We start from the raw sequence: 19,775 nt of genomic DNA on the forward strand, positions 1-19,775 counted from the left end.
GGACGGTGCTCAGCGCGGATGGGCCGCAGCTGCGGCGTCCGGCGACGCGGCGCTTACCAGAGCGCGGAGTCGCGCAGTTCCTGCAGCTTCTGGCGCTGGCGGCGGCGCGCCACGAAACGCCAGCGCGCCACGACGACAGTGACGGCCAGCGCGGCGAGCACCCATTCGACATGCGTCGCGCCGCCGAGGACCGACGGCGCGAAGAACACCGCCGCCAGGGCCAGTGCGGCAACGCAGAGGAGAGTGATCACGATTTTCATGTCGCGCAAGAGGCAGGCGTCGGGGCAGCAGAACGAGGATGTTCAGTCGTTATACGAACAAGGGGAGGTGGGAACTGTAGCGTTTTCCCGAAAGCGTTGCAGGATGGGGACTCTCGGCGTGCGGGATTGACGCGCGCGTGACTTATTGCCGAGCGCGCGCCACCCGTGCCGAGCATGCCGATTGCCTATGATTGCCCGACCATGACAAGGGACAAGGCAGCATGAACGCAGGGCGGAGACTCACCACCGATGTACTGGTGTCGGGCGGGGGCATGGCCGGCCTGTGCGCCGCGCTGGCCGCCGCGCAGCAAGGCGCGAAGGTGCTGCTGCTGGAGAAAGGCAACCGCTTCGGCGGCTCGATGTACCTGTCCAACGGCATCGTGTGGACGTACGCGGCCAGCGACGAAGTGCGCCGGCGCATCCCGGACGGCGATTCCGCATTGCAGGACGTGCTGGTGTCGCGTCTTGGCGACGGTCTCGACTGGCTGGAGGCGCAGGGCGTCGCGCTCGAGGCCGAGCGCGTCTACCTGCAGGCCGGCCGCGGCCGTGCCGCCAGCGGTCCGCAGATGACGCAGGCGCTGGTGGATGCGTTGCGCGAGCGCGGCGGGCAGCTGCTGGCGAGCACGGCGCTGCAGCAGTTGTCGACGCAGGGCGGTGCCGTCACCGGCGCGCTGGCGTTCGGCGCGGACGGCCCGCTGCACGTCGACGCGCGCGCGGTGGTGCTGGCAACCGGCGGGTTCCAGGGCAATGCGGAGCTGCTCGCGCGTTACGTGAGCCCGCATGCCGCGTCGATGTACTTGCGGGCGAACCCCTGGAGCACCGGCGACGGCCTGCTGGCGGCACTGGACTCGGGGGCAGCCACGACGCCATGGCTCGACACGTTCTACGGCCATGCCTTGACGGCGCCGCCGGCGCGGTTCGACGCGTCCGGGTTCCAGGAGATGAGCCACAAGTACGGGCCGCTCGCCGTCGCCCTGAACCTGCACGGCCAGCGCTTCACCGACGAGTCCGCCGGCACCGGGGAGGAGTGGCTCAATTCGCAGATCGCCCGCCAGCCCCAGGCGAGCGCCGCCTACGTCTTCGACGCCGTGACCGCGGAGCGTGAATACGAGGGCGGCGCGCTGGCTCGCGTCGTGCTCGAACGCGCGCGCCGCGCCGGCGGGCCGGTGGCGCAGGCGGCCACGCTGGACGAACTCGCCGTGCAGATGCACGCCTGGGGGCTGCCGCCGATCGAAGTGCTCAGGACGCTGGATGCCTACAACGCGGCGATCCGCGGCGGCCGCGGCGAGCTGATGCATCCGCCGCGCCGCGGCAATCCGTTCCCGGTGCTGCAGCCGCCGTTCAGCGCGGCGCTGGTGCGGTCGGGCATCACGTTCACCTGCGGCGGGTTGCGCTGCGACCTCGACATGCGCGTGCTGCGGCGCGCCCAGTCGGTGTCGACGCTGCCGCTGGTGACGGCGGGAGCCGATGAATTCCAGTTCGCGTCGGTGCCCGGCCTGTTCGCGGCCGGCTGCGACGTCGGCGGGTTCAGCACCAATGCCTATCTGGGTGGCCTCGCGCAGGCGCTGGTGAGCGGGCGCATCGCGGGGGCTGGGGCGGCGGAACGCGGGTAACCCAACAGCCGAACGCAGAAGCCGCAGAGGTCACGCAGAAGCCGCAAAGAACACCGCGGAAGAATTGAAGATGGGGCGCCCCATTCGTCCTTCGTTCCTGCAAATCTTCTGCGGTTTCTGCGAAACTTTTGCGGCTTCTGCGTTCGGCTGTCCGACCTCGACTGGCGGGCTGACTGCGACCTAAAGGTTCTCCAGCATCTCGCACGTCACCAGCACCACGCCGTTGCCGGTGCGGTGGAAGCGCTTCGCGTCCATCTCCGCGTCCTCGCCGATCACCATGCCCTCCGGGATCCTGCAGCCGCGGTCGATCACCACCTTCGTGAGGCGGCAGTTCCGCCCGATCTCGGTATTGGGCATGATCACCGCCTGCGTGATGGTGCAGCCCGAGTGCACCCGCACGCTGGAGAACAGCACCGCCTCGCGCAGGACCGAACCAGACACGATGCAGCCGCCCGACGCGATGACGTTCGCCGTCACGCCGTGGTTGCCGCGGATGTCGGGCACGAACTTCGCCGGCGGCAACTGCTCCTGGTAGGTCCAGATCGGCCACTCGCGGTCGTAGATGTTCAGCTCCGGCATGTCCGACGCGAGGTCCAGGTTGGCGGCCCAGAAGGCGTCCACCGTGCCGACGTCGCGCCAGTACGGCCGGTCGCGCGTGGCGTACGGCACGCTCGACAGGTTGAGCGGATGGGCCAGCACGTTGTCCTCGCGCACCACGCGCGGGATGATGTTCTTGCCGAAGTCGTGCTCGGACGTCTCGTCCGCGAGATCCTGGGTCAGCAGCTCGTAGAGGTAGTCGGCGTTGAAGACGTAGATGCCCATGCTGCCGAGCGCGCGGTCCGGCTTGCCGGGGATCGGCGGCGGGTCCTTCGGCTTTTCCAGGAAGGCCGTCACGCGCCGGTGCTCGTCGACGTGCATCACGCCGAGCGCCGTGGCTTCCATCCGCGGCACCTCGATGCAGCCGACGGTACAGCGGCTGCCGCTTTCCACATGGTCCAGCAGCATCAGCGAGTAGTCCATCTTGTAGACGTGGTCGCCGGCCAGGATGAGGATGTACTCGGGACCGTACGACTTGAGGATGTCGATGTTCTGGTAGACCGCATCGGCTGTGCCCCGGTACCAGTAAGCCTCGTTGACGCGCTGCTGCGCCGGCAGCAGGTCGATGAACTCGTTGGCCTCGCCCCGCAGGAAGTTCCAGCCGCGCTGCAGGTGACGCAGCAGCGAGTGCGACTTGTACTGCGTCAGCACGCCGATGCGGCGGATGCCCGAGTTGATGCAGTTCGACAGCGCGAAGTCGATGATGCGGAACTTGCCGCCGAAGTAGACGGCCGGCTTGGCGCGCTTGTCGGTCAGCTCCATCAGGCGCGATCCCCGTCCGCCGGCCAGTACCAGCCCCACGGTCCGGTTGGGCAACTGCCGTGCCAGCATCAAACGGTCGGCGGTCCCCGCCACGCTGTTGCCTTGTGCATTCTTGCTTTGCTGGTCGACCATGGCTTCGAGTCCTTGTCGCCCGACTGTCGTTCAGCACGGGTGGCGGCCATGTAGGACGCGATCTCTTCTGCGGCTACTGCCGAGGTGGGCGGCCGCGCCGGCGCCAGAGGAAGAGCAGCACCGCGGACGCCGCGAGCAGCAGCGCGGCCGGAATCAGCACCGCCTGGAAGCGCTGCACGCCGGCCAGGATGTCCTGCCAGCGGCCGCCGACATACCGCACGCCATAGACCAGCAACGGCAGTTCCACCAGCGCCGCCGCGCCGTCGAAGACGAACAGGTGGCGGTACGGAATCCTGAGCGAACCGGCGGCGAAGAACAGGGCGGTGCGCATGCCGGGCATGAAGCGGACGGCAAAGATGGAAGCCGGACCCCAGCGGCGCATCCGCTCCTGCATCGCGGCCAGGCGGGCCGCGGGCAGCACCCGTTGCGCCGCGCGGTGCCGCAGCAAAGGCGCGCCGAAGCGGTGGCCCCAGTGGAAGACCAGCGCGTCCGCGGTGAGCAGGCCACACCAGGCGACAGCGATCAGCGGCACCGGCTCCATCACGCCGCGCAGCGTGAGCGCGGCCGCGACCAGCAGCAGGATGTCTTCGTTGATCGGCAGGCCGAAGCCGCTTGCCGCCAGCGCGCCGAACAGCAGGCCGTAGGCGGGCAGTCCCTGCAGCGATTGCAGGAAGGCCATCACCGACTCCATCGTGCTCATGGCGCCATTCTGGCGCGAGGCGCTGCCGTCCCGTTTGCCGCGCCGGCCGGCGTCACTCGTCGATGGGCTCGGCGCTGGGTTCCGCGGCCGCCGCGGCCGCGTGGTCCGGCGTCCTTATCGCGGCGGCCGGCGCGAGGTAGCCATCGCGCAGCAGGTCGCTCACGATCTGCTCGCCCATGCCGTGGAAGAGGCGCCGCAACCGGGTTGCGGGGGCGCGCCGTTCAGCCAGCAGCAGCAGGCTGCGTTCGCGCAGCGCCAGCGTCTGGACGCCCGAGCGCAGCGCCCGGTCGGCCTTGGGGGTGGTGTGCAGGAACATGGGAAACCTCCGTGGTGCATCGCATTGGACGGGAACTGCATGACGCCCCGATGACGGCGCGGAGCGCACCGCCGCGAGGCGCCCGGCGCCGCGTGCCGGGCCGCATGCCGTCTCCATGCAACGAGCGTGCCGAAACAGAACGGCCGCCCCGGGGCGGCCGTTTTTCGGCGCGGCAGGATCAGCCGAGCACGTCGTCGCCGTCGGCGGCGATCAGCCCGCCGTCGTTGCGGCTGATCGCGATCGTCGCCGAACGCGGTCGCGCCGCGGCACCGCCGGCGCCGTAGCCCGCATTGCCGGGCCAGTGGCTCAGGTACCTGGACGGGTCGGCAAGGTCGGCCTTGGCCACCGACTCGCCGGGATGCTGGATGTTGACGAAGATGGTCCGCCCGTCCGGCGTTTCGGTGATGCCGGTGATCTCGCAATCGACCGGGCCGACCAGGAAGCGCCGCAGGTTCTGCGTGGTCGGCCTGGCGCCGACGCGGGTCTGCACCGCCAGGGTGCTGCCGTCCGCCTTCTGGTAGTTGATCGTCTGCGCTGCGCCGTCGCCCACCTGGCCTGCCTTGGCGACCAGCATCATGCAGTTGGTGACGTCGGTGTAGGCGCCGTCGTCGGTCTGGATGAACGCCAGGCCGGTCTTGCGGCTGAACCAGATCCCATCCGGGCTCGAGAAGTCGTTCTCGGGGTTCAGTGCCGACAGGTTGATCCGGGCCGGGTCCATGCCGGCCTCCGCGCCGAACAGGTAGATGTCCCAGGTGAAGGTGGTGGCGCCGCTTTCGTTGCCGGCCTCGCGCAGCCGCACGATGTGGCCGTTGACGTTGCCGGACGAGCTTGTCGCCGTGGGCGCGTCGGTGTAGGAACGCGGGTTCACGGCGTCGACCTGGTGCTGCGAGGAACTCGAAGGTTCCACCTTGCGGTTGCTGTTGTTGGTCAGCGTGACGTAGATCTCGCCGGTGACCGGGTGCACCGCGCACCATTCCGGCCGGTCCATCTTCGTGGCGCCGACGGCATCGGCGGCCAGGCGCGCGTTGACCAGCAGGTCGGCCTGGTCCGCAAAGCGGTAGCGCGAGTAGCCTGCGATCGTGGCGTTGCCCAGGGTCAGCTCGATCCACTGGCCGCTGCCATCGGCGTTGAACTTCGCCACGTACAGTTTGCCGTTGTCCAGGTACTTGTCGCCGGTGGTGATGCGGTTGGCCGGGTTGGCATCGGCGTCACTCCAGGTAGCTGCGGACACGAACTTGTAGATGTATTCGCCGCGCGAGTCGTCGCCCATGTAGACGGCCAGCGGCTTGCCCGCCCTGGCCGGCCCGAACACGCCCATCTCGTGCGCGAAGCGGCCCAGCGCCGTGCGCTTGCGCGCCGCCTGCCCCTTGTCGTAGGGATCTACCTCCAGCATGTAGCCGTAGGTGTTCATCTCGTTGCGGTAGTCGTCGCTGCCGTCTGCCGAGGTGCCGGTCTGGCTGATGTTCCAGCGCGCGTACCTGTCGTCGGCGCCGGCGGTTTCCCAGCCGTGCCGGCTGGACGCGCCCTGCGCCTTGCCGTAGCGCACCAGCGATACCACGCTGGGGGCCGCACTGCCGCCCCGGGCGGCGTCGTCGGTTGCCGAGCGGGTGAAATAGCCGTTCCAGTTCTCTTCGCTGGTGAGATACGTGCCCCATGGCGTCACGCTCGCGCCGCAGTTGTTGATGGTGCCGCGGGTCTGCGTGCCGGCCGGCGAGTACTTCGTCTTCAGCAAGGCGCTGCCGCGCGCGGGGCCGTTCAGCTGGATCGGCGTCAGCGGCGTGATGCGGCGGTTGAACGCCGAGTCGCGGCGGTACGCGAACCTGCCGCCCGCCTGCTGCACCTCGACGAAGGACAGGCCATGGGCGTCCACCTCCTTGTCGGCCTCGGCGGCGGGGCGGGGCCGCGCCGTCACGCCGGCCTGGTGCAGGAACTGGTCGGTGATGGCCTCGTGGTTGACGGCGAGGATGCCGCGCTGGGAGCCGGCCGCATCGCGCGCCGTGCCGGCGGCGTTCAGCGGGAAGAACTCCATCCCGTCGTGGTGATCGCCGGCGCGGTTGGCGAAGTCGGTGTCGGTGCCGTCGTTGCGGTAGGCCGGCGTCGCCGCGGTGAGCGGATCGCCCAGCGCGTACAGCACCGTCGCGGTGTAGCCGGCGGGCACCGTGACGGCGTCCGCCTTGTTCTTCGCGACCGGGTTGAAGCCGAGCGTGATCGGCGTGGGACCGTCGCTGCCGCCGCCGCAGGCCGGCAGGGAAGCGAGCATCGCGGCGCCCGCGGTGCCCAGCCCGACGTGCAGCAGGTTGCGGCGCGACAGCCGCGCTTCCAGCACGTCCATCAGCGAGGGGTTGCCGCTGGTGTTGCTGTCTTCCTCGTCGATCCGGTGCAGCGCCGCCGCTTCCGTCTTCGTCGTCATGTTCATTGAAGTTCCTTCCTGGTGTGGTTGTCGTCGCGAGAGCTCGGCAGCGTAGACATGCTTCGTGACAGCGGCGTGGCAGCAAGGTGACGGTTGGGTGACGGAGAACCACCTCGCGCTGCCATCAGCCCGTCACATTTCGGCCGCAGCATGCAGCCATCTTTTGAAGGGGGAAACGATGGAGACTGCAATTCGCGTCAGCGCACTGAGCAAGACCTTCGGCAACGGACGCAAGGCGCTGCAGGAGATCGAGCTGGAGATCGCCCCCGGCGAGATGGTGGCGCTGATCGGAGCCTCCGGTTCCGGCAAGTCGACGTTGCTGCGGCACCTGGCCGGGCTCACGGCCGGCGACACGGGACACGTCGAGGTTCACGGCCGCACCGTGCAATTGCATGGGAGCGTGGCAGGCGACATCCGCTCGGTGCGCGCGGGGATCGGCTTCGTCTTCCAGCAGTTCAACCTGGTCGCGCGTCTGCCGGTGCTGGTCAACGTGCTGGCCGGGATGTTGCACAAGGTGCCGCTGTGGCGCAGCCTGGCGCTCGTCTTCACGCGCGAGGAAAAGGCCCGCGGGGTGGAGGCGCTGCGCCGCGTGGGCATCGCGGAGTGCTGCTTTCAGCGCGCCTCTACCCTGTCGGGCGGGCAGCAGCAGCGCGCCGCGATCGCCCGAGCGATGGTGCAGGGAGCGCGGGTGATCCTGGCCGACGAACCGATCGCATCGCTCGATCCGGAGTCTTCGCGCCGAGTGATGGACATCCTGGCCAAGGTCAACCGCGAGGATGGCTGCACGGTCGTCGTCTCGCTGCACCAGGTCAACGTGGCGATGCGCTACTGCGCCCGGACGGTGGCGCTGCACCGCGGCCGGGTGGTGTATGACGGTCCTTCGTCGGCGCTCACGCCGCAACTGCTGCGCGAGCTGTACGGCGCGGACGCCGACGAGATCCTCTCGCTCGGCGACCACATCGGCAGCCTGCACGGCGCGCACCGCCCGGCGGAGCCCCGGCCGTCCTGGACCGTACCGCGGCCGGCGGTCAGCGCGGCCCAGCCTGCCTGAGCCGCGGTGGCCCCGGCACTTCCAACCCCAACCAAAGAGGAAAGCTCCATGATCAAGAAGATCGCAAGCGCACTGGCTGCCGTCGCGGCACTGGCCTGCGTGCCGGCCGCGGCGCAGGACCTGAAGGAAATCAACTTCGGCATCATCTCGACCGAGTCGTCGCAGCACCTCAAGTCCGATTGGCAGCCGGTGCTGGACGACATGGGCCGCAAGACCGGCTACAAGGTGAATGCCTTCTTCGCGTCGGACTATGCCGGCATCATCGAGGGCATGCGCTTCGGCAAGGTGCACGTCGCCTGGTTCGGCAACAAGTCGGCGATGGAGGCGGTGGACCGGGCCGGCGGCGAGGTGTTCGCCCAGATGGTCAACGCCGACGGCACCCAGGGCTATTACTCGCACCTGATCGTGCACAGGGACAGCCCGCTCAAGTCGCTGGACGACGTGCTGAAGAACAGCAGGAACCTGTCCTTCGGCAACGGCGACCCCAACTCCACCTCGGGCTTCCTGGTGCCCGCCTACTACGTGTTCGCGCAGAACAGGGTCGATCCCAAGACTGCCTTCAAGGTCACGCGCAGCGCCAACCATGAAAGCAACGCGCTCGCGGTGGCCAACCGGCAGGTCGACGTGGCGACCAACAACAGCGAGAACCTCGCCAAGCTCGGCGATCGGATGCCGGAGAAGTTCCGCGAGATCCGCGTCGTCTGGACCTCGCCGCTGATCCCGCTCGATCCGCTGGTCATGCGCAAGGACCTGCCGGAGGCAGCCAGGCAGAAGGTCAAGGACTTCTTCTACAGCTACGGCCAGGGCGGCCAGCAGGAGAAGGACAACCTGATGAAGCTGTCCAAGCTGTCTGCGTTCAAGCCGTCCACGAATGCGCAACTGGTGCCGATCCGCCAGCTCGAACTGTTCAAGGACCGCAACAAGGTCGAGGCCGACGCCGCGCTGCCGGCGGCCGAGAAGCAGGCCAGGCTGGCGGACATCGATCGCCGGCTCGCGCAGCTGGGGACCCACTGAGCGGGGCCGTGCACTCCCCCGCCCAACTGCGCGTGGTGCCGCCGGCGCCGCGCGCGAACCTTGCCGCGCTGCTCGCCTGGGGCGTGCTGGCGGCGCTGCTGGCCGCCTCCTGGAAGGGCGCGGACATGCGCCCGGCCGATCTGTGGCGCGATTCGTCCAACATGGGGCAGTACGCCGCCAGCTTCTTCCCGCCGGACTTCCGCGAATGGCGCTACTACCTCGAAGAGATGGTGGTGACGCTGCAGATCGCGCTCTGGGGGACAGCACTGGCGGTCGTCTGTGCGGTGCCGCTGGGCCTGCTGTCGTCCGCCAACATCGCACCGGTTTGGGTGCGCCAGCCGGTGCGGCGGTTGATGGATGCGGCGCGCGCCATCAACGAGATGGTGTTCGCCATGCTGTTCATCGTGGCCGTCGGGCTTGGACCGTTTGCCGGCGTGCTCGCGCTGTGGGTCCATACCACCGGCATCCTCGCCAAGCTGTTCTCCGAGGCGGTGGAGGCGATCGATCCGCAGCCGGTGGAAGGCATCCGCGCCACCGGGGCCAATGCGCTGGAGGAGATCCTGTACGGCGTGATCCCGCAGGTGCTGCCGCTGTGGATTTCCTATTCGCTGTACCGCTTCGAGTCGAACGTGCGCTCGGCATCCGTCGTCGGCATGGTCGGCGCCGGCGGCATCGGCGTGGTGCTGTGGGAGATCATCCGCGGCTTCCAGTACGCGCAGACCTGCGCCGTGATGATCGTGATCGTCGTGACGGTGAGCCTGATCGACCTGGTGTCGGCCCGCATCCGGCAGGCGCTGGTCTGAGCTCGCCGGTGCGGGGCTTGGGGAACTGCTAGGGCGTTCCGGCCAGCCGCTTCACCAGGTACTTCGGCGACTCGTCGTAACCCTGGCGCGCGTAGAAGCGGTGCGCGTCGTGGCGCCGTGCATGCGAATGCAGTTCGATCCGGTCGCAACCGCGGGCCCGGGCTTCCGTCACGGCGCGCTGTTCCAGCAGCGCCCCCACGCCGAGCGAGCGAGCGGCCTCGTCGACGCACAGGTAAGCGATGCGGCAGAAGTCGCCGGCCAGCGCGATCTGCGGCATGAAGTGCAGCGAGATGAAGCCCAGCACCTTGCTGCCGGCGTGCGCCACCAGGAGCAGTGCGTCGGGATGGACTCGCAGTTGCCGGATACGGTCCGCGAGGAAGGAGTCGCTGCCCGGATAACCGAGTTGCGCCAGCAGCTGCGCCAGCGCGGGCAGGTCGTCGGGTGTCGCGTCGCGGATTTCAAGCTGTGGCGGCATGGGCGGATTCCGTCCTGGTGGTCAGTGTTTCAAGATAGCGCAGCAGAAGCTCGCCGGCGGCGGCGATGGACGCATCGTTGTGGATCACCAGGTCGGCGTCCAGCGTGACCCGGGCGTTGCGGGCCAGCCGCGAAACGATCGCGGCCGGCGCCTCCCGGCCGCGGTGGCGCAGCCGCGCGACCAGCTGCGCTGGCGGGGCCGTGACCAGGACCCGCCGCATCCACGGGCTGGCGAGCAGTTCCTGCGCGTGTTCGCGCGAACCGTTCACGACCACCACCCGGCCCCAGGCGACCTGGTGCGCATAGCGCAGCGGCACGGCGTAGCCGAAGCCGTGCGCCTGCCAGTGCCAGGCGAACGCGCCGCTGCCACGCAGGAACGAATAGTCCTCGGGGTCTATCGGGTCATGGTCCGAACCGGGCTGCGCAGGGCGGGTGACCAGACGGCGGGCGAACACGATGTCGCTGCGCGCCGCCAGCGCTCCCCGGGCCCAGTCCAGCACGCTGTCCTTGCCGGCGCCGGACGGGCCGCACACGAACACCCAGCACCCGCTCATGGCGCCAGCTCCGCTTCGGCGACGCGGCGAAACGGCGCTCGCGGATCGGGCTGGACGAACAGGCACAGCCGGTCCAGCACCAGGGGTGCCTGCGCGTTGAGACTGGCGACCGGGTCCGCCACCTGAGCGATGACCTCCCGCGCGGTGGCGGCGTCGACCGGCCCGGTCAGCGTCATGTGGAAGCGGAAGCGCTCCAGCACGTGGGGATACCCGAACCGCTCCAGCAGTTCGTGGCCGCGCAGATCCTGCGCCGCCAGTGGACGGCGCGTGCGTTCGGCCTCGCTCAGCGGGGCCCGGAGATCGTCCAGTCCGGTGACGCAGGCCGCCGCCAGCGCCTGCAGCGCAGCGGGCGGGGCCGCCGGCACCAGTGCCACGAACCCGTCCATCCACTGCGGCTCCAGGCGGCCGAGCGGAATGCGCCGCTGGCCGGCCGCGAAGTGTTCCAACCGGGCCACCAGGTCGTCGCCGCTGTGGCGGCCCGAAAGCCGGAACGGCGCCTTCAGCGTGGCGTGGAAACCGTAGCGGCGCGGCTCCGCGGTCAACGCCTCCAGTTCCGCCCGGCTGCGTGCAGCGGTCGCCGGCTGCGCCACCGGGGCATCCCGGATGTCGTCGCGGCCGAGCCACGATGCGCCGAACGCCCACCACGGCGACTCGCGGCCCGGCGCGAAGTACACGGCATGGCGGATCGTGGCGGCGCCGCAGCTCGCCGTCGCGGGACTTCGTGATTCGCTTGTCATATCAGGGTCATGTTGCGGTGTTGAACTTGGGCGCATGGCGGCACGGTACCGACCGGGCCGCGCCTCATCCGACCAATCTAGCGATTCATGGCGACACTCCTATGACAACACCGCAGGCGGCACAGGCAAGGCGTCGCGACTGGCTGTCTGTACTCACGCGCGCACCCACCGAAGATCTAGAGGCCTGCGCGGGCCGCGCCGGGCCCCTGCCGCCGGTCGAGACCGTTCGGCGGGCCGAGGTCGGAATGGTGATGCTGCGCGGGCGCGTGGGCGGGACGGGCGATGCCTTCAACCTGGGCGAGGCGAGCCTCACGCGCTGCGCGGTCCGGCTCGGCGGCACGCTGGGCGTCGGCTACGTACTGGGGCGGGACCGCCGCAAGGCCGAACTGGTGGCGCTGTTCGATGCCTTGCTGCAGGACGAGCAACGCCATCCGGCCTGGATGCGCGAGGTGGTCGAGCCGCTGCGCGAGCGCCAGCAACGCGAGCGCGGTGCCGCCAGCCGGGCTGCGGCGAGCTCGCGCGTCGATTTCTTCACGATGGTGAGGGGGGAAGCATGACGGGATCCGCATGGCGCGCGGGGCTGGCCGATCCGGTGCACGACGCCCAGCAGACGTACCGGGCGGTGCTCGACGCGTTCGCCCGGCCCGGGCAGCGCGTGAGCGTCGGGCAGCCGGTGGCAGGCCTGCCGCTGGGCGCGGCGATGGCGCATCTGCTGCTGACCCTGACGGACGACGACACCGCCGTCTGGTGGCAGCACGATGTGGACGCGTGCGCGCCCTGGTTGCGGTTCCATACCGGCGCCAGGCTCTCGGCGTCGCCGCATGAGGCCTCGTTCGTGGTGCTGACGGATCCGCGGCGGATGCCGGCGCTGGAGGAATTTGCCCAGGGCACCGCCGCCGCGCCGGAGCGTTCCGCCACGCTGCTGATCGAGGTGCCGTCGCTGGACGACGGGCCCGCGCTGCACTGGCATGGTCCGGGCATCCGCGGCTCGCAGACCGTGCGCATCGACGGCTTGGCGCCAGCCTTCTGGAGCCAGTGGCAGGCCAACCGCGCGGCCTTTCCGCAGGGCGTGGACATCGTCTTCACCTGCGGCGCGGCGGCCATCGGCCTGCCGCGCACGACCCGCGTGGCCCGCCTGGAGGAACTCTCGCCATGTACGTTGCCATAAAGGGCGGTGCCGCGGCCATCGAGGCGTCCTGGGCCCTGCTGGCCCGCCAGCGGCGCGGCGATCCCACCCTGCCGGTGCTGGACGTGGAGCAGATCCGCGAGCAACTGCCGCTGGCCGTCGACCGCGTGATGACCGAGGGGTCGCTGTATGACCGCGAGCTTGCCGCCCTGGCGATCAAGCAGGCGGCGGGTGACCTGGTCGAGGCGATCTTCCTGCTGCGCGCCTATCGCACCACGCTGCCGCGCTTCGGCCCGGCCGAGCCGCTGGATACCGCGCGGATGCATCTGGTGCGCCGGATTTCGGCCGCGTTCAAGGACGTGCCCGGCGGCCAGGTGCTGGGGCCCACCTCGGACTACACGCAGCGATTGCTCGACTTTTCGCTGCTGGCGGACGGCGCCGAGCCCGAGCCGCCCGCCCTGCCGCCGGCGCAGCCGCTGCCGCCGCGGGTGCCGCGCGTGCACGAGCTGATGGCGCGCGAAGGCCTCATGGAAACGCCGCGGGCGCCGCTGTCCGAACCGCCGGGCGACCTGACGCGCGAACCACTGATGTTTCCCGCCGATCGGGCGCTTCGCCTGCAGGCGCTGGCCCGCGGCGACGAGGGCTGGCTGCTCGGCATGGGCTATGCGAGCCAGCGCGGCTATGCCCACGGCCATCCGTTCGCCGGCGAGATCCGGAGGGGCGCGGTGGCGGTGGAGGTGGTGGCCGACGAACTCGGTTTCGCCATCGACGTCGGCGACATCGAAGTCACGGAGTGCCAGATGATCAACCAGTTCGCCGGCAGCCAGGAGGTGCCGCCCCAGTTCACCCAGGGTTACGGGCTGGCCTTCGGCGGCTGCGAGCGCAAGGCGATGGCGATGGCACTGGTCGACCGCACGCTGCGCGCGCGCGAGCTCGGCGAACCCGCCGTGGCGCCGACCCAGGACGAGGAGTTCGTGCTCGCGCATGCCGACAGCCTGGAGGCATCGGGCTTCGTGCAGCACCTGAAATTGCCGCACTACGTGGATTTCCAGGCGGAGCTGGAACTGGTGCGCCGGCTGCGGGCCGCCCGGGCCGACGACAAGCCGGCGCGGCAGCGCGAGCCGCACGACAACCCCGGCAAGAAGGCCGCCTGATGGACGCGAACTACAACTTCGCGTTCCTCGACGAGCGCACCAAGAAGATGATCCGGCGGGCCATGCTCAAGGCCGTGGCGATCCCCGGCTACCAGGTGCCCTTCGGCTCGCGCGAGATGCCGTTCGCCCATGGCTGGGGCACCGGCGGCATCCAGGTGACGGCCAGCGTCATCGGACGCGGCGACGTGCTCAAGGTGATCGACCAGGGCAGCGACGACACCACCAACGCGGTGAACATCCGCCGCTTCTTCGCCCGCACGACCGGCGTGCGGACGACCACGAGGACGGCCGAGGCGACGATCATCCAGACCAGGCACCGGGTGCCGGAGGCGCCGCTGAAGGAGGGCCAGATCCTGGTCTACCAGGTGCCCATGCCCGAGCCGCTGTTCCGGCTGGAGCCGCGGAGGCGCGAAACGATCACGCTGCATGCGCTGGCCGAATACGGCCTGATGAACGTGAGGCTGTACGAGGACATCGCCCAGCTCGGCGCGATCTCGCGCACCTACGACTACCCGGTGCTGGTGGACGAACGCTATCTCGCGTCGCCTTCGCCCATCCCGAAGTTCGACAACCCGAAGCTGCACATGAGCCCGGCCCTGCAGCTGTTCGGCGCCGGCCGCGAAAAGCGCCTGTACGCCATCCCGCCGCACACCCCCGTGCGCAGCCTGGATTTCGAGGACCATCCTTTCGAGGTGCAGCGCTGGTCGCAGGCCTGCGCGCTGTGCGGTGCGCAGGACAGCTTTCTCGACGAGATGATCGTGGACGACGCCGGCGGGCGGCTGTTCGTGTGCTCGGACAGCGACTATTGCGGCGAGCGCCGCGCCGCCGGCCATTCCGGAGCGCAGCAGGCGGTGCCGGCCGAACACCCGCTGGCGGCGGCAGGGAGCCTGCCGTGAACGGCGAGGTCCTGCTCAGCGCGCGGGGGGTCGGCAAGTCGTTCGTCCAGGCGGGGCGCAGGCGCTGGGCCTGCCGCAGCGTGAGCTTCGATCTGTATCCGGGCGAGGTGCTGGCGGTGGTCGGCGAATCCGGATCGGGCAAGACCACGCTGCTGCGCCTGCTGGCGGCACGCCTGGCCTGCGACGAGGGCTCCGTGCACTACCGGGTGCGCGACGAGGGAGCCGCCGCGGCCGACACGCTGGTCGATCTGGCCGGCCTGTCCGAGGCGCGCCTGCGCTGGCTGGCCCGCACCGACTGGGGTTTCGTCGAACAGCACGCCCGCGAGGGATTGCGCATGAACGTTTCCGGCGGCGCCAACATCGGCGAGCGGATGATGGCGCTGGGCGCGCGGCATTACGGGCGGCTGCGGTCGCAGGCCAGCGCGTGGATGCAGCGGGTGGAGCTGGACCCGGCGCGCATCGACGACCTGCCGGGCATCTGGTCCGGCGGCATGCAGCAGCGCCTGCAGATCGCGCGCAACCTCGTCACCGAGCCGCGCCTGCTGTTCATGGACGAACCCACCACCGGACTGGACGTGTCGGTGCAGGCGCGCCTGCTGGACCTGCTGCGGGCCCTGGTGGACGAGCTGCAGCTGGCCGCCGTGGTCGTCACGCACGACCTGGCGGTCGCCCGGCTGCTGGCGCACCGGATGGTGGTGATGAAGGACGGCCTGGTCGTGGAGCAGGGACTCACCGACCGCGTGCTCGACGACCCGCAGCATGCCTACACCCAGTTGCTGGTGTCCTCCGTGCTCACACCTTGAACCGCGCCGCCATGACACCCGTGCTCGAAGCCGCCCGGCTCGCCAAATCGTTCGTCCTGCATGGCCGGGGCGGGGTCGAACTGCCGGTGTTCGCCGGCGTGGACCTGCAGCTGCACGCGGGCGAATGCCTCGCGCTCACGGGCCGCTCCGGCAGCGGCAAGAGCTCGCTGCTGCGTTGCCTCTACGGCAACTACGGCGCCAGCAGCGGCGCGATCCGCATCCGCCACCGCGGCCGCTGGCTGGACCTGGCGGCGGCCGCGCCGCGCGAGGTCATCGATGTGCGGCGCCACACCCTGGGCTATGTCTCGCAGTTCCTGCGCGCGATTCCCCGCGTGCCGGCACTGGACGTGGTGGCCGAGCCGTTGCGGCGGCTGGGACAGGACGCCGATGAAGCGCGTGCGCAGGCCGGCCGCTGGCTGGCCCGGCTCAACCTGCCCGAGCACCTGTGGCAGTTGCCGCCGGCCACCTTCTCGGGCGGCGAGCAGCAGCGGGTGAACATCGCCCACGGCCTGATCGCGCAGCTGCCGGTGCTGCTGCTCGACGAGCCTACGGCTTCGCTGGACGCCGCGAACCGGCGCGTGGTGGTGGACCTGATCCGCGAGGCCTGCGAGCGCGGCGCCGCGGTGATCGGAATCTTTCACGACGACGAAGTCCGCACGGCGGTCGCCGACCGCTGCCTGGACGTGGAGCAGCACCGCTGCGCAGCCAACCTCAGGAATCCGACATGAAGCAGCGCCTCATCCGCAACGCCCGCATCGTCACCGCGAGCGAAACCTTCACCGGTTGCGTCGCCATCGAGGGCGATACCATCCGCTCGGTGGAGCGCGACGGGACGTCGGCCTGCGGCGCCGAGGACTGGGACGGCGACTGGCTGCTGCCCGGCCTGGTGGAACTGCACACCGACAACCTGGAGAAGCACCTGGTGCCGCGTCCCGGCGTGCTGTGGAACGCGACGTCAGCGACCGTGACCCACGACGCGCAGTGCGCGGCGGCCGGCATCACCACGGTGCTCGACTCGATCGTGATCGGCGACATGGACCAGGGCGGGGCGCGCAGCCAGACCTACGAGCCGTCGATCCAGGCCCTGCACGGCTGCCGCCAGCGCGAGCTGCTGCGCGTCGAGCACCTGCTGCACCTGCGCTGCGAAGTGTCGGCGCCCGACCTGATGGACGTGTTCGAACGCTACGCCGACGACCCGCTGGTGGAACTGGTCAGCGTGATGGACCACACGCCGGGCCAGCGCCAGTGGCGCAACCTGGCCAAGTACCGGCGCTACACCGAGCGCAACGGCAGCCTGCGCGACGACGACTACGAGCGGCTGGTGGAGGATCGCCGCCGGGACCAGGAGCGGTTCGCCGCGAGCCACCGCGCGGCCGTCGTGGCCGGCAGCCATGCCCGGCGCATTCCGCTGGCCAGCCACGACGACACCGAGGTCGAGCATGTGGAACAGGCCCGCTCGGAGCAGATCGACCTGTCGGAATTTCCGACCACCGTGGCAGCGGCGCAGGCGGCCCGCGCCGCCGGCCTCGGCATCATCATGGGCGGGCCGAACCTGGTGCAAGGCGGCTCGCACTCCGGCAACGTCTCGGCGGCCGAGCTGGCGCAGCGCGACCTGCTGGACATCATGTCGTCCGACTACGTTCCTTCCAGCCTCATCCATTCGGCCTTCCTGCTGCGCCAGCAACTGGGATGGAGCCTGCCCAAGGCCGTGAACACGGTCACGCGCAATCCGGCCCAGGCCATCGGCCTGGCAGACCGCGGCGAAATCGCGCCGGGGCGGCGGGCCGACTTCATCCGCGTCAAGGAAGCCGCCGGCATGCCGGTCGTGCGCGGGACCTGGTGCCGCGGCGAGCGGGCTTTCTGAAGAGAGGAGAGCCGCGCGCGGCCAGGCCGGCGCTCACTTCCGGGCGCGGTGCCGCAGCGCCTCGAGCATGCCTCGCCAACGGGCAATCGCGCGCTGTCGCCACGAGCCGGCACCTGACGCGAGCGCGCCGAGGCGCAGCCAGGTGTCGTCCGCATAGTCCTGCGCGTCGAGCGTGGCGCGAATGCCGACGTCGGCCGCGTGGGCCGCGATCCAGCGCGCTGCTGCCTCCCGGCCGAGGGAGAACAGCTCGAGGATCATGCCCGCATCGGCCGAGGCGCGGCTGGAGGGCGGAAAGCGCAGCAGTTCCTCGCTGCCGCCGATGCGGTGCAGGCGGATCAGCCGCCGCGCGGGGAGCAGGCCGAGCGCCACCAGCTGGTTGGCGTGGGCGACGGTCCTGACCTGCGACAAAAGGCTAGCGTTGAATGCCAGTTCCTGGGCGCGTTGCTGCACGTCATGCATGCTGGCAGGAACCGCCGAGCACATCGGGTTGATCTGCACCAGCAGGACGTCGATGGGGCCGTCGATGGCGAGAAACGGCGACAGTGGCGGATTGATCGAATAGCCGCCGTCCCAGTAGGCTTCCCCATCCACCAGGGCCGTGGGGAACAGCGTCGGCAGGCAGGTCGACGCAAGCACCGCATCGAGCGTGACTTCCGTGCCGCGGAAGATCTTGGCCCGGCCGCTGCGCACATGGGTGGCCCCGAGGTGCACCGCCGGAGCGCGGCTGTCCTGCAGCGCCGCGAAATCGACGTGGCGCTGCAGCAGGTTCTGCAGGGGATGAAACGAGAGCGCCGGCCCGCCCGGCCAGCCGATCAGCGAGGCGGTCCCGACCCAGGCCGACAGCCACTGGCGCTGTACCGAGCCATAGACGCCGAGTCCCATCACTTCTTCCCACACGCGGCGCAGCGCCTCGCGGGCGCCGGTCTGGCGGTCGGCGCCGCTGCGAGCCGCGACCGACCAGCCGCTGGCCAGCGCGACGGCATTGACGGCGCCGGCGCTCGACCCGGTGAGCACGGGAATGACGGCCCGAGCCTCCAGGATCGCATCCAGCACGCCCCAGGTGAACGCGCCATGCGAGCCACCGCCCTGCAGGGCAAGATGAAGCGGCTTCATGACGCAGTCATGCAAGAAGCGTTCACTTTCGGAGGCACTGACCTGGTGCGCGTGGGTGCAGGACGGCCTTGCCAAGGTCGACCGCGACCGGCACTTGCGCGAACTTCCTGGTGCCACAGGTGCATGTTGAAGACGTATTGCGGTGGACAATTGGTCGAGGTTAGGTGGACCGTGTGACGCGACGGTGACTCGGCGGCGGCCTGTTCCGGAACGCACGCGGGTCGCCGCGGTGTCATCACGTCGTCACACTGGCGTGGCAAATTTGTTTTGCCGCTGCGCAAGCGCGGTTGTCTGCCGGCCTCCACGGGGCCCTTGGCGTGCCCGGCCAGCGCCGGGCGCGCTCCTTTTTCCCCGCGTCATCGGACGGCGCCAGCGCCGGCTGCTGCTGCGTCCTGGGCGCCCACGTCATTCGGTGTCACGACAATGACATATTTGCGTGGTCTGCTCTCGACAGAGGGTGTCGCGTGGGACATCGGCAGGGACGATATGGGGAACGAAGAGTTCGCACAGCGCATGCAGCGTGAGGTGCTCGACAGCTACGACGAGGAGCTCGAACTCGAACTCGAAGACCGGCCATTCGACGCCGCCGGCAACGAGATCGCGCTGACGGAGCAGGAGAAGCTGGAGCGCCGGCACTATTTCGCCGAGCTGCTGCGGTTGCAGGGTGAACTGGTCAAGCTGCAGGACTGGGTGGTAGCCACCGGCCACAAGGTCGTGATTCTGTTCGAGGGCCGCGACGCGGCTGGCAAGGGCGGCGTCATCAAGCGTATCACCCAGCGGTTGAATCCGCGCGTCTGCCGGGTGGCGGCCCTGCCGGCGCCCAACGACCGCGAGCGCACGCAGTGGTACTTCCAGCGTTACGTGACGCACCTGCCCGCGGCGGGCGAGATCGTGCTGTTCGACCGCAGTTGGTACAACCGCGCGGGCGTAGAGCGCGTGATGGGCTTCTGCTCGGACGAGCAGTACGACGAGTTCTTCCGGACGGTGCCGGAATTCGAGAAGATGCTCGTGCGCTCGGGCATCCAGCTGATCAAGTACTGGTTTTCCATCTCGGACGAAGAGCAGCACCTGCGCTTCCTCAGCCGCATTCAGGACCCGCTCAAGCAGTGGAAGCTCAGCCCGATGGACCTGGAGTCGCGCCGCTGCTGGGAGCAGTACACGCGGGCCAAGGAAGTGATGCTGGAGCGCACGCACATCCCGCAGGCCAAGTGGTGGATCGTCGAAGGTGACAACAAGAAGAAGGCGCGGCTGAACTGCATTGCCCATCTGCTGTCGCAGGTGCCTTACCAGGAGGTTGAGCATGCCGCGGTGCAGTTGCCGGAGCGGGTCCGGCACAAGGACTACTCGCGGCGGCCGCTGCCCAAGAGCATGTTCGTTCCCGGCAAGTACTGAAGCA

The 19,775-nt window shown here is 69.7% G+C and carries 21 protein-coding genes; 12 read left to right on the top strand and 9 right to left on the bottom strand.

Features of this window, described 5'->3' with window-relative positions; all coding sequences use genetic code 11:
* Window positions 1-53: 53 nt before the first annotated feature.
* Entirely contained in the window at window positions 54-251 is a 198-nt protein-coding gene (locus RAMLITH_RS19460) for a hypothetical protein (protein WP_168109112.1), read from the bottom strand.
* A gap of 230 nt (window positions 252-481) precedes the next feature.
* On the opposite strand from RAMLITH_RS19460, the gene RAMLITH_RS19465 reads away from it, so the two are divergent.
* Window positions 482-1,873, top strand: coding sequence for an FAD-dependent oxidoreductase (locus RAMLITH_RS19465; RefSeq protein ID WP_168109113.1), 1,392 nt, complete (start codon window positions 482-484; stop codon window positions 1,871-1,873).
* 180 nt (window positions 1,874-2,053) lie between these two features.
* Here the strand turns inward: RAMLITH_RS19465 and glgC are convergent, their stop codons facing one another.
* The 4 genes from glgC to RAMLITH_RS19485 all read right to left on the bottom strand — a co-directional run bounded on the left by glgC (window position 2,054) and on the right by RAMLITH_RS19485 (window position 6,796).
* Window positions 2,054-3,301 carry a glucose-1-phosphate adenylyltransferase gene (glgC, locus tag RAMLITH_RS19470; RefSeq protein WP_168109214.1) on the bottom strand — a complete coding sequence of 416 codons (1,248 nt, stop codon included), beginning with the start codon at window positions 3,299-3,301 and terminating at the stop codon, window positions 2,054-2,056.
* A gap of 136 nt (window positions 3,302-3,437) precedes the next feature.
* Complete coding sequence (locus RAMLITH_RS19475) at window positions 3,438-4,064, bottom strand: DedA family protein (protein WP_168109114.1); 627 nt, start codon at window positions 4,062-4,064, stop codon at window positions 3,438-3,440.
* A gap of 52 nt (window positions 4,065-4,116) precedes the next feature.
* Window positions 4,117-4,380, bottom strand: coding sequence for a hypothetical protein (locus tag RAMLITH_RS19480; protein ID WP_168109115.1), 264 nt, complete (start codon window positions 4,378-4,380; stop codon window positions 4,117-4,119).
* A gap of 178 nt (window positions 4,381-4,558) precedes the next feature.
* On the bottom strand, window positions 4,559-6,796 hold the full coding sequence (locus RAMLITH_RS19485; RefSeq protein WP_420376927.1) for a PhoX family protein: 2,238 nt from the start codon (window positions 6,794-6,796) through the stop codon (window positions 4,559-4,561).
* A 172-nt stretch (window positions 6,797-6,968) separates the two neighbouring features.
* Between RAMLITH_RS19485 and phnC the strand changes: the two genes are divergently transcribed.
* The 3 genes from phnC to phnE are packed head-to-tail and all read left to right on the top strand — an operon-like array spanning window position 6,969 to window position 9,658.
* Window positions 6,969-7,841 carry a phosphonate ABC transporter ATP-binding protein gene (phnC, locus tag RAMLITH_RS19490; protein WP_168109116.1) on the top strand — a complete coding sequence of 291 codons (873 nt, stop codon included), beginning with the start codon at window positions 6,969-6,971 and terminating at the stop codon, window positions 7,839-7,841.
* Window positions 7,842-7,889: 48 nt separating this feature from the next.
* Window positions 7,890-8,855 (top strand): phosphonate ABC transporter substrate-binding protein, encoded by a 966-nt coding sequence (gene phnD, locus RAMLITH_RS19495; RefSeq protein WP_168109117.1) that lies wholly within the window; start codon window positions 7,890-7,892, stop codon window positions 8,853-8,855.
* Between the two features lie 8 nt (window positions 8,856-8,863).
* The gene (phnE, locus tag RAMLITH_RS19500; protein ID WP_420376928.1) at window positions 8,864-9,658 is read left to right on the top strand and encodes a phosphonate ABC transporter, permease protein PhnE; all 795 of its coding nucleotides are present in this window, start codon (window positions 8,864-8,866) and stop codon (window positions 9,656-9,658) included.
* A gap of 28 nt (window positions 9,659-9,686) precedes the next feature.
* On the opposite strand, the gene RAMLITH_RS19505 is transcribed toward phnE, so the two are convergent.
* The 3 genes from RAMLITH_RS19505 to RAMLITH_RS19515 are packed head-to-tail and all read right to left on the bottom strand — an operon-like array spanning window position 9,687 to window position 11,423.
* Window positions 9,687-10,133 (bottom strand): GNAT family N-acetyltransferase, encoded by a 447-nt coding sequence (locus RAMLITH_RS19505; RefSeq protein ID WP_168109118.1) that lies wholly within the window; start codon window positions 10,131-10,133, stop codon window positions 9,687-9,689.
* A complete protein-coding gene (locus tag RAMLITH_RS19510) occupies window positions 10,117-10,686 on the bottom strand; it encodes a phosphonate metabolism protein/1,5-bisphosphokinase (PRPP-forming) PhnN (RefSeq protein ID WP_168109119.1) in 570 nt (189 codons plus the stop codon). The genes RAMLITH_RS19505 and RAMLITH_RS19510 overlap by 17 nt, the downstream gene beginning before the upstream one ends.
* Window positions 10,683-11,423: a DUF1045 domain-containing protein gene (locus RAMLITH_RS19515; RefSeq protein ID WP_168109120.1), complete on the bottom strand. Its 741-nt coding sequence runs from the start codon at window positions 11,421-11,423 to the stop codon at window positions 10,683-10,685. Before RAMLITH_RS19515 ends, RAMLITH_RS19510 begins: the two co-directional genes overlap by 4 nt.
* Window positions 11,424-11,524: 101 nt before the next feature.
* On the opposite strand from RAMLITH_RS19515, the gene phnG reads away from it, so the two are divergent.
* The 7 genes from phnG to RAMLITH_RS19550 are packed head-to-tail and all read left to right on the top strand — an operon-like array spanning window position 11,525 to window position 17,266.
* A complete protein-coding gene (gene phnG / locus RAMLITH_RS19520) occupies window positions 11,525-11,980 on the top strand; it encodes a phosphonate C-P lyase system protein PhnG (protein ID WP_168109121.1) in 456 nt (151 codons plus the stop codon).
* Window positions 11,977-12,591 carry a phosphonate C-P lyase system protein PhnH gene (phnH, locus tag RAMLITH_RS19525; RefSeq protein ID WP_168109122.1) on the top strand — a complete coding sequence of 205 codons (615 nt, stop codon included), beginning with the start codon at window positions 11,977-11,979 and terminating at the stop codon, window positions 12,589-12,591. Before phnG ends, phnH begins: the two co-directional genes overlap by 4 nt.
* Window positions 12,576-13,703, top strand: coding sequence for a carbon-phosphorus lyase complex subunit (locus tag RAMLITH_RS19530; protein ID WP_168109123.1), 1,128 nt, complete (start codon window positions 12,576-12,578; stop codon window positions 13,701-13,703). The genes phnH and RAMLITH_RS19530 overlap by 16 nt, the downstream gene beginning before the upstream one ends.
* Entirely contained in the window at window positions 13,703-14,599 is an 897-nt protein-coding gene (locus RAMLITH_RS19535) for an alpha-D-ribose 1-methylphosphonate 5-phosphate C-P-lyase PhnJ (RefSeq protein ID WP_168109124.1), read from the top strand. The genes RAMLITH_RS19530 and RAMLITH_RS19535 overlap by 1 nt, the downstream gene beginning before the upstream one ends.
* Window positions 14,600-14,610: 11 nt before the next feature.
* Window positions 14,611-15,402 carry a phosphonate C-P lyase system protein PhnK gene (phnK, locus tag RAMLITH_RS19540; RefSeq protein ID WP_181956449.1) on the top strand — a complete coding sequence of 264 codons (792 nt, stop codon included), beginning with the start codon at window positions 14,611-14,613 and terminating at the stop codon, window positions 15,400-15,402.
* Between the two features lie 11 nt (window positions 15,403-15,413).
* Window positions 15,414-16,130: a phosphonate C-P lyase system protein PhnL gene (phnL, locus tag RAMLITH_RS19545; RefSeq protein ID WP_168109126.1), complete on the top strand. Its 717-nt coding sequence runs from the start codon at window positions 15,414-15,416 to the stop codon at window positions 16,128-16,130.
* Window positions 16,127-17,266, top strand: coding sequence for an alpha-D-ribose 1-methylphosphonate 5-triphosphate diphosphatase (locus tag RAMLITH_RS19550; protein ID WP_168109127.1), 1,140 nt, complete (start codon window positions 16,127-16,129; stop codon window positions 17,264-17,266). Before phnL ends, RAMLITH_RS19550 begins: the two co-directional genes overlap by 4 nt.
* Before the next feature lie 33 nt (window positions 17,267-17,299).
* Here the strand turns inward: RAMLITH_RS19550 and RAMLITH_RS19555 are convergent, their stop codons facing one another.
* Window positions 17,300-18,379 carry a patatin-like phospholipase family protein gene (locus RAMLITH_RS19555; RefSeq protein ID WP_168109128.1) on the bottom strand — a complete coding sequence of 360 codons (1,080 nt, stop codon included), beginning with the start codon at window positions 18,377-18,379 and terminating at the stop codon, window positions 17,300-17,302.
* A gap of 486 nt (window positions 18,380-18,865) precedes the next feature.
* Here RAMLITH_RS19555 and ppk2 point away from each other — a divergent pair, with 486 nt between their 5' ends.
* Window positions 18,866-19,771, top strand: a complete 906-nt coding sequence (ppk2, locus tag RAMLITH_RS19560; protein WP_168109129.1) for a polyphosphate kinase 2 — start codon at window positions 18,866-18,868, stop codon at window positions 19,769-19,771.
* Window positions 19,772-19,775: the final 4 nt, after the last annotated feature.

This window comes from Ramlibacter lithotrophicus, from assembly GCF_012184415.1.
Lineage (GTDB): Bacteria > Pseudomonadota > Gammaproteobacteria > Burkholderiales > Burkholderiaceae_C > Ramlibacter > Ramlibacter lithotrophicus.